This window comes from Methylobacterium sp. WL69 (assembly GCF_008039485.1).
Lineage (GTDB): Bacteria > Pseudomonadota > Alphaproteobacteria > Rhizobiales > Beijerinckiaceae > Methylobacterium.
This window is the reverse complement of record NZ_VRUZ01000131.1, coordinates 1-9003: the sequence shown is the minus strand read 5'-3', so window position 1 is coordinate 9003 and position 9003 is coordinate 1. Positions and strand designations below refer to the sequence as shown.

Here is a 9003-nt window from a genome sequence, read left to right as displayed (position 1 = left end):
CACGTCCCCCGGGACGCACTTCCCCCCGGGGCGGACTTCCCCCCGGGATGGGGCCCGGTCGGTCCCGTCGCGGCCCCCGGATCGATTGACAGCCGCCGCCCGGACGGGCTGTCGTCCGCCCCCCATGCTGTTCACCCGCCTCTCCGACGACCTGTTCCGGCCGCTGGCCTCCCCGAGCCGGGCCTTCAACGCGGCCCTGCTGCTGCACCTGCACGCGCGGGTGTTCGGCGATACGGCCGAGGCCCTGCGCAAGACCGAACTCCTGGCCGCCATCGGCGATTTTTCCGCCGATTACGCGCAAGGGGAGATCGCCGACGACGAGACCACCCCCGTCGATCCCATCGAGCGGCGCTCCGCTGTCTATCGGCGCCTGCTCGAGGCCGGCTGGCTGGTGGAGCGGCGCGAGCGCTACGTGCCGGTGGTGGATTTCGATCCCGAGGCCCGCATCCTCATCGAGGAACTGGCCCGCCTCGACCGGGGCGAGACCCGCTCCTACGGCGGCGCCGTCCTCGACGTGCTCGGCAGCCTGGAGAGCGCCACCGCCAACCCGGCCGAGCGCTCCGAGGCCCTGGTCAACGCCGCCAAGGCGTCGCGGGCCTTCCTCAGCCACCTGCGGACGCTGGCCGGCTCCATGCGCAAGATCGAGGCCCGCATCCTGGCCCAGGAGGACCAGCGCGCCGCCTTCCGGCTCTATTTCGACGAGTTCGTCGCCCGCCACATCGTCAGCGACTACCGCACCCTGCACACCCGCCTGAACCCGTTCCGGTTCCGCTCCGGCATCGTGCGCGAGGCGGGCCGGGCGCTCCGCGACCCCCTCACCCTGCGGGCCCTCGCCGAGGCGGGCCTGCGCGAGGGCCGGGCGCCCGACGTCGAAGCGGCGGAGCGGGCGGTGCGCGCGGATCTCGCCGAGATCCTGGCGATCTTCGAGGGCCTCGACCGCCACCTCGACGCGGTCGCCGACATCGTCGCCCGCCTGGAGCGGCGGATCGCGGCGGCCTTACGCTACATGGACCACCGCGATTCCGACCGGATCGAGCGCACGGCCGCGGCGCTCCGCGCCGTCGCCGGGGCGCCCGAGGCGATGGCGGACATGCCGCCCGCCGGGATCTCGCTCCTGCGCCCGCCCATCGGCGCCGTGCATCTCTACGCGCCGCGCCTCAAGCGCCCGCCCATCGACTGCGAGCCCCTGCCGGAACTCTTCCTCGATCCGGCCGTGGAGGCCTTCATCGCCGCCAAGGACGCGTTCCGGCACCGTGTCGCCGTGACGCCGGACCGGATGGCGGACTTCGTCGAGGACAGGCTCGGGCGCAAGGGCGCCATCCGGGGCTCGCAGATGCCCATCGCCGATGTCGACGCCTTCGTGGTGTTCCAGCGCCTGCGCGAGATCGACGTGCTGTTCGATGGCAGCCTGAGCGGGCGCTACCGCCTGTCCCGCGTCGAGGGCCGGGTCGCCAACGGCTGGCTCGACTGCCCGGATTTCCTGCTGGAGCGGACCCGCTGATTGGTGCGCTGCAATAACGGCGATAGCTGAGACTTCGGCCTTTCGTCTGACGACTGCCCTTGGCATCTGCGAAGACAGGGTTCATCCTGCCGGTGACCCGCGAAAGGATGCGGCGTCTTCGGGAGATGGGCCATGGTGTCCGGCAAGTGCTTGATCAAATCCGCCTGGGTCGCCGTCGAGGTCGGGCGTGAGCGCTGCGAGCGGGTGTTGGTGGTGGAGACCTACATCGCCGTGAGCCCCCTGGAGCAGAACTACGACGCCGCCCGCTACGACGGCATCGTCGCCGAGGTCCGCCGGGTGCTCGCCGCCAATCCGTCCCTCGACCGCGCCTCGATCCTGAGCATGCACCGGGACACCAAGAGCATTTCGCTGTTCAAGGCCGAAGCCGCCGCCGCCTGAGCCGGGCGGCGTCCTACCTCGGGCGAGGGAAGGGCTTCCTCGATTGGCGTGAAGCGCCCCGGTCCCCCCTCTCCTGGAAGGCTACAGGATTCACACAACTGCGAATGGGCCGATTCCATGCAGCGTCAGGCATCCGGACGGGGGCGGGAGGCGCACCGGGGCTCCCTCTCCTGGAAGGAGAGGGTTGGGGTGAGGTGTGCGAACTCTCCGAATAAGTCCCACACCTCACCCTGTCCCTCTCCTTCCAGGAGAGGGGACCTGCGCTGCCCGCGAGATGTGTGAATGCCGTAGCCTGGAAGGAGAGGGGACCCGCGCTGCCTGCGCGATATGCCAAACCCGTTGGCGCCGCGCCGCCCGGACGGATAGACACGGCGCTCCGTTCGCGTCCCGGACCACCGCCATGCTCGAACCCTTCCGCGCCATCGTCGACGGCGACGAGCCGCCGCCGCCCGGCGCCCGCGCGCCCTCCGACGAGGAGCTGACCCGCGCCCTGCAGGTGCTGCTGAAGAGCCAGTGCGTCTATTCCGGCACCCCCGGCATCGGCCGGACCTACGATCTCGCCCGTCACTACGCGCCGTTCTTCCAGGGCTACTTCGCCTGCCTCGGGTACGGTTTCGAGGTCTCGCACCGCGACCAGATGGTGTTTTTGCGCGTGCCCGCGGACGGCGTGCGCCACGACGGCCAGGCCGAGCGCCTGCGCAAGGACGAGACCCTGGTGCTGCTGGCCCTGCGGCTCGCCTACGAGGAAGGCCTGCGCGATCACCGCGTCACCACCGAGGGGGTGGTCGAGTGCACCACCGACGACATCGCCGAATCGATCCGCACCGCCACCCGCAGCGACCCTCCGGAAGAGACCCGCCTGTTGGAGATTCTGCGCCTGTTCTCCCGCAAGGGTGCCCTGCGCCTGGGCGAGCGCGACAAGACCGAAAAGCTCACGCCCCTGATGGTCCTGCCCGGCATCGGCGTGCTGTCGCCCGACGCCTGGATGGAGCATGTCCGGGCCTGGGCTTCCGCCGGGGATGACGCCGCCTGATCGGTCCGGCCGGCTTGCCTCGCCGCCCCCGCCCATGCGACCGAAGGCCCGACGATCCTTCGCAGCGTGACAAGACGATCCGGCCTTCGTGTATCGCCTCACCGACATCGCCCTCTCGAACTGGTACCTGATCCGGCGCGAGCAGATCCGCATCCGCGGCGCGACGGCCCTCGTCGGGCCGACGGGGGCGGGCAAGTCGACGATCTTCGACGCCGTCGGCACGGTGCTGGCCGGCAACAACGCCAGCCGGCTGGCCCTCAACGCCTCGGCGTCCGGCCGCTCGGCCCGCACGGTGCGTGACTACTGCCTCGGCTGGATCAGCGACCCGGCCGAGGGCGGGCGACCGACCCGCGAGGCCTGCGAGACCCTCATCGTCCTGGTGTTCGAGAACCTGGTCTCGGGCCGCGTCGTCTCCGTCGGGCTGGCGCTCGCGGCGCGGGCCGAGGACAGCCGCGAGACCACCCTGTCGCGCTTCGTCTGCACCGGCCACCGCTTCGAGATCGCCGACTACGTCCGCGAGACCCCGGACGGCTCCTTCGTCGCGCCCTGGACCGAGATCGCCAAGGACCTGCGCATCCGCTCGGAGACCTTCGAGGAGTTCCGCGCCTCGGGCGAGCGCTTCACGGCCGAGGTGCTCGGGCTCCTGCGCGAGGGCGCGCCGGTGCCGGAACCCCGTCACTTCCTGCGCACCTTCTCCAACGCCGTGGCGTTCAAGCCGATCTTCGATTCCTCCGCCTTCGTGCGCTCCTTCGTGCTGGAGCCCGAACCCCTCGACGTCGCCCGCATCCGGCAATCGGTGGAGAACTGGCGCCGCCTGCTCGAGACCATCGAGGAATTGGAGCGGCGCCTGTCGCATCTCGGCCGCATCCTCGCCCGCTACGAGACCTGGGCCGAGGCGAGCCTGGCGGCCGCCCTCGACGACCTGCGCGCCGCCGGGGCCGATCTCCGCCGCCGCGTGGTCGAGGTCACCACCGCCCGCACGGGCCTCGCCGATGTGGCCGAACGCCTGCGCATCGCCCGTGAGAGCGTGACGACGAGCCAGGGCTTCGTGCGCGACATCGACGGCGAGATCGCCGCCAAGAAGGCGATGATGGCCGGGACCCACGCGCAGGGACGCCTCGCCGCCTCCGATGCCGGCCTGTCCGTGCTCACCCGCGACCGGCGCGACCTGACCCTGCGGGTCACCGGCCTCGTCGGCCTGATCCACGACGTGGCACGCCTGTCGGCGGTGATCGGCGAAATCCGACGCGTCGATGCCGGCGCGGCCCGCTTCGTCGAGGCCTGCACCCGCGCGGGGCTGCGCCGCGAGGCCCCGCCGGAGGAAACCCTGCGCTCGGACGGGCCCCTCGGGGCCCTGGTGGCGGGGCTCATCGACCTGCCCGACATCGCCGGTCCCCTCGACACGGCGGCCGAGGACATGGCCCTGCGCGCCCGCGCGGCGGAGACGGAGGCGCAGGCCCTGTCGGCGCCCTTCGCCGGCGGCGGGGCGGCCAAGGGCGCGCGCCTGTCCTCGGATGTGGCGGCGTTCCGGGACGAACTCGCCCGCCTCGGCATCGACGCCGTGCCGGTCTGCGAGCTCGCCGAGATCGTCGAGCCGAAATGGGGCATGGCCCTGGAGGGCCTGCTCGGCGGCGCCCGCGAGGCCCTGGTGGTGCAGCCCGACCGCCTGGGCCAGGCCTTCGCCCATCTCGAAGCCCGGAAAGCCCAGTTCTACCGCTGCCTCTTGGTGAAGACGACGGACACGGCCCGGCGCCGGGGCGGGCGCTACGACGACGGCCCCTTGGGCATGATCGAGACCCGCGACCCCCATGCGGAGGCGTTCCTCGCCGCCCGGCTGGGCGGTTACGACCTCGCCCCCGACGATGCGGCCCTGGCCCACATGAGCCGCGCCGTGGCGCCGAGCGGACGCTCGACCTCCGGCATGGCCTATTCGGTGGTGCGCCCGGTCCAGTTGATGATGACGCGGGGCAGCCGCGGCCCGACCCAGGAGGGCCGCGACGCCATGGAGCGGGCGGTGGCCGAGGCGCGGCGCCTGCGCGGCGAGGCCGGGGTGCTGCGCGAGGCCGCCCGCATCGCCGCCGGGCTCAAACTCCGTCTGGCCGAAGCGCCCATCGATCTGCCGGCCCTGCGGGCCGAGTGCGACGCCCTCGAGGGCCGCCGCCGCAGCCTCGCCACCGAGCGCGAGAGCGTGGAAAAGGCCGATACCGGCGCCCTCGAAGCCGAGCTCAAGGAACTCGCCAAGGAGCGCTCGGCCTACCTCACCGAGCTCGTGCAGGTGCTGGAGCCCAAGCGCGACGCCCTGCTCGGCGAGGAAGCCGGCCTGAAGGCCAAGGTCGCGTCCTCCCGCGAGGCCGCGCGCGCTGCCCTGGCCGCCCGGCGCTCGGCCCATGCCCGCTGGGTCGGCGGCGACACCGTCCGCATCCGGCTGGTGCGCCCCGAGGGGTTCGATCCGCGGGCCGTGGCGAAGGCGCGCGCCGACCTCGCCGGCCTTGACGCCAAGGAACTCGGGGCCGCCGCCACCGCCGCCCGCAGCGCCGCCCGCGAGGCCCTGGAGACGGCCCGCACGCAAGGACGCACCGCCGAGCGCGACTTGGCCGAGTATTGCGTGCAGTGGCGCATCGACAATCCCCTCGGGCGCGGCGACGCCCCGGCCTCGTTCGGCTACGGCTGGACCCGGCGGGCCTACGACGAGGTCGCCGGCCACGAGCTGCGGCGCTACCGCGACCAGGCCGTGCGGGCCGAGGGCGAGATGCGCCGCCTCATGACCGAGGATCTGCTGACGCGCCTCGCCGATAAGTTCGAGCGGGTCCGCGCCCGCCTCGACGCCCTGAACGAACGCCTGTCGAGCCAGACCTTCACCGGCCAGACCTACGCCTTCGAGGCCGCCGTCGACCGCCGCTACGCCGCCGTCCACGCGCTCGCCACGGAAGTCGCGCGCTCGCCCGACGCGGCGCAGGCGATCCTGCCGGGCGAGGGCACGACGCCCCCCGACGGCCCGCTCTCGGCGGCCATCGAGGAGATCTCCGCCCTCATCGCCGGCGAGGAGAGCGCGGCGCGGTTGGCCGATTACCGCAACTACTTCGTCTACGAGATCGGCATGCGCGACGCCGCCGGCAACCGCACCACCATGTCGAACCGGGCCCTGCGCGGCTCCGGCGGCGAGGCCCAGGCGCCGTTCTACGTCGCCATCGCGGCCTCCCTCGCCTCGGCCTACTATCCCGGCGACCGGCCCGGCGACGAGAATCCGGGCCTCGGCCTCTGCCTCCTCGACGAGGCGTTCTCGAAGCTCGACGTGCGCAACTCCCAGGCCCTCGTCGACCTCTACCAGGCCTGGGGCCTGCAGCTCCTCATCGCCGCCCCCGAGGACAAGCGCACGACCCTCACCGAAGTGATGGACACCATCGTCACCGTCTACAAGAGCCCGGACCTCAAGGGCGTGCGTATCGAATCCGAGCACCCGCTCGAGGCCGCCAAGCGCGCGCTGGCCGCCATCAACCCGGAACGCCAGGGGATCGAGGGGTTTCGCCTGCCCGGCGCTGCGGCGTGACATCGGTCCCGTTCGGAAGGACCAAAAGTGTCGGCGTAGGTCTCGACGCGCTTCCTCTCCTGAAAGGAGAGGGTTGGGGTGAGGTGTGTGGACTCTCCGGAAAAGTCACACACCCCACCCTGTCCCTCTCCTTTCAGGCAGGGCGATCGCAGATGGGTGCATGCGTTTGGGCCGGCCCTTGCCCGTTCGCGCAGAGCGTCTGCGCGCATCCCCCTCTCCCCGCCTGCGGGGAGAGGGCCGCAGGCACCCCGTCGTGCCTGCGGCGAGCGCAGGCGGAGCCGCAGCGACGGTGAGGGGGCTGCGTCGGAGGAGCCTCATCCGGATTCGCCCCCTCACCGTCGGCTGCCGCCTCGACGCGCTCCCCGGCAGGGGGGAGACGCGTCCCTCTCCCCGCAGGCGGGGCGAGGGGATGCGCGCCGGAAACTCTGCTTCTCGACGACGCCCTTCGGCGGCGGCTTCAAACCGCGACCATCAGCTGCGATCGCCGTGCCTTCCAGGAGAGGGGACCCGCGTCTCGTTCGGAAATCCCTGCGCGGGAGGTCGTTCCGGTTGCGCCCAGGGCGCGGCCGACAGCGCGCGGGCGAGGTAGTCGGCCAGCGCCGTGACCCGGGCCGGGCGTGGATCGCCGGGCGGCGTCATCAGGTGGAGGGCGATGGGCGGCGGCGACCAGCCGGGAAGGACCCGTTCCAGGCGCCCGGCCGCGAGGTCGTCCCACAGCATGAAGTCCGGCTGGACGGCGAGGCCGAGCCCGGCCCGCAGGGCCGGCGCCAACGCATCGGCGTTGTTGGCGCGCAGCGGCCCGCCCGGAATCACCACGGCCTCGGTGCCGTCCGGGCCGAGGAAGCGCCAGCGGTCGGGGCTCGGCAGGTAGGCGTAGCCGAGGCAGGCGTGGCGGGCGAGGTCGTGCGGATGCGTCGGCCGGCCCTGCGCGTCGAGATAGGCCGGCGCGCCGACGAGGGAGCGGTGGACCGTGCAGAGCCGGCGCGTCCGCAGGGACGAATCGGCCAGCGCCGCGATGCGCAGGGCGATGTCGAAGCCGCCGCCGACGAGGTCGACGAGGGCGTCGCTGAGATGCAGGTCGATGGTCAGGCCCGGATGCGCCGCCAGGAAGTCCGGCAGCAGGGGCGCCACGTGCGTCACCCCGAACGACATGGGCGCCGCGCGGGCCTCAGCCTCCGCCGCCTCGCCCTCGGCGAGGAGCCGGGCCGCGCCGTCCCGCGCGGCGAGGCCCGATTCCGTCAGCGCCAGCTTGCGCGAGGTCCGGTGGAACAGGCGCGCGCCGATGCGGGCCTCCAGGCGTCCCACCGCCTTCGACACGGTGCCGGGCGAGACCCCGAGGTCGCGGGCCGCCTGCCCGAACGAGCCGGTCTCGGCCACCTTGGCGAACACCGCCCAGGCCTCGAAATCGGGGAGCTTCATATGCGCATTCCGGAAACGATGTGTTTCCATCGTTTCCGTTTTCGCGCGTGTCGGCAAGGGCCATCTTGTCTCCAACGAACCACGGAGATCACGACATGACCCTTCACGGCCTCCACCACGTCACCGCCTTTTCCGGCTCGGCGGCGCGCAACCTCGGTTTCTACACGGAGACCCTCGGCCTCCGGCTGGTGAAGAAGACCGTCAATTTCGACGATCCCGGCACCTACCACCTGTATTACGGCGACGAGACCGGCCGGCCCGGCACCATCCTGACGTTCTTCCCCATCGCCCATGCGGCCCCCGGCCGGGTCGGTGTGGGCGAGACCAGCGAGACGGCGTTCCGGGTGCCGCGGGCTTCCATCGGTTGGTGGCTGCAGCGCCTCGTCGAGGCGGGCGTCGTCCACGAGGCCCCCGTCGCGGTGATGGGTGAGCCGACCCTGCGGTTGCGCGATCCCGACGGGATGATGCTGGCCCTCGTGGGCGTCACCGATCTGGACGATGCAGCGGCCTGGACCGGCGGCGGCGTCCCGGCCGAGCACGCCATCCGGGGCCTGCACGGGGTCACCCTGCTGCTCGGCGAGGCGGAGCCGACGGCCGCGATCCTCACCGAAATCCTCGGCTTCACCGAGGATGCGCGGGAAGGGTCCTCGACCCGCTATGCCAGCGGGGCGACGGAGGGCGGCTTCGTCACCCTGCGGGCGGTCGGCGAGTTCCTGCGCGGTCGCCAGGGGGCGGGCTCCGTCCACCACATCGCCTTCCGGGCGGCGGACGACGCCGCGCAGGCAGCCATGGTCGCGGCGCTGACCACGCGCCACGGCCTCGGCGTCACCGAGCAGCGCGACCGGGCCTATTTCCGCTCGGTCTACTTCCGCGAGCCCGGCGGCGTGCTGTTCGAGATCGCCACGGACGTGCCGGGCTTCGACGCGGACGAGGCCGTGGCCGACCTCGGCACCGGCCTGAAGCTGCCCGCCGGCCTGGAGCCGCACCGCGCCCAAATCGAAGCCGCCCTCCGTCGCCCCGCTGGCATAGCGGGTCGAGGACCCTTCCCGCGCATCCTCGGTGAAGCCGAGGATTTCGGTGAGGATCGCGGCCGTCGGCTCCGCC

Annotated in this window: 5 protein-coding genes and 1 pseudogene; 5 read left to right on the top strand and 1 reads right to left on the bottom strand. The window is 72.5% G+C overall.

The genetic code is table 11. The features are described from left to right. The first annotated feature begins 124 nt into the window (after positions 1-124). From FV218_RS20955 to FV218_RS20940, 4 genes are all read left to right on the top strand, one after another. Positions 125-1501 (top strand): Wadjet anti-phage system protein JetA family protein, encoded by a 1377-nt coding sequence (locus tag FV218_RS20955; protein ID WP_056092497.1) that lies wholly within the window; start codon positions 125-127, stop codon positions 1499-1501. Between the two features lie 132 nt (positions 1502-1633). After that, on the top strand, positions 1634-1900 hold the full coding sequence (locus FV218_RS20950; RefSeq protein WP_056092499.1) for a hypothetical protein: 267 nt from the start codon (positions 1634-1636) through the stop codon (positions 1898-1900). 400 nt (positions 1901-2300) lie between these two features. Then, positions 2301-2933, top strand: a complete 633-nt coding sequence (locus tag FV218_RS20945) for a DUF4194 domain-containing protein (protein ID WP_056092500.1) — start codon at positions 2301-2303, stop codon at positions 2931-2933. Positions 2934-3021: 88 nt separating this feature from the next. Continuing rightward, the gene (locus FV218_RS20940) at positions 3022-6480 is read left to right on the top strand and encodes an SbcC/MukB-like Walker B domain-containing protein (RefSeq protein WP_147711405.1); all 3459 of its coding nucleotides are present in this window, start codon (positions 3022-3024) and stop codon (positions 6478-6480) included. A gap of 471 nt (positions 6481-6951) precedes the next feature. On the opposite strand, the gene FV218_RS20930 is transcribed toward FV218_RS20940, so the two are convergent. Next, positions 6952-7899 (bottom strand): LysR family transcriptional regulator, encoded by a 948-nt coding sequence (locus FV218_RS20930; protein WP_147711404.1) that lies wholly within the window; start codon positions 7897-7899, stop codon positions 6952-6954. Between the two features lie 95 nt (positions 7900-7994). On the opposite strand from FV218_RS20930, the pseudogene FV218_RS20925 reads away from it, so the two are divergent. Next, positions 7995-8921 (top strand): annotated as a pseudogene (locus tag FV218_RS20925) (VOC family protein); the annotation flags it as partial. Between the last annotated feature and the right edge of the window lie 82 nt (positions 8922-9003).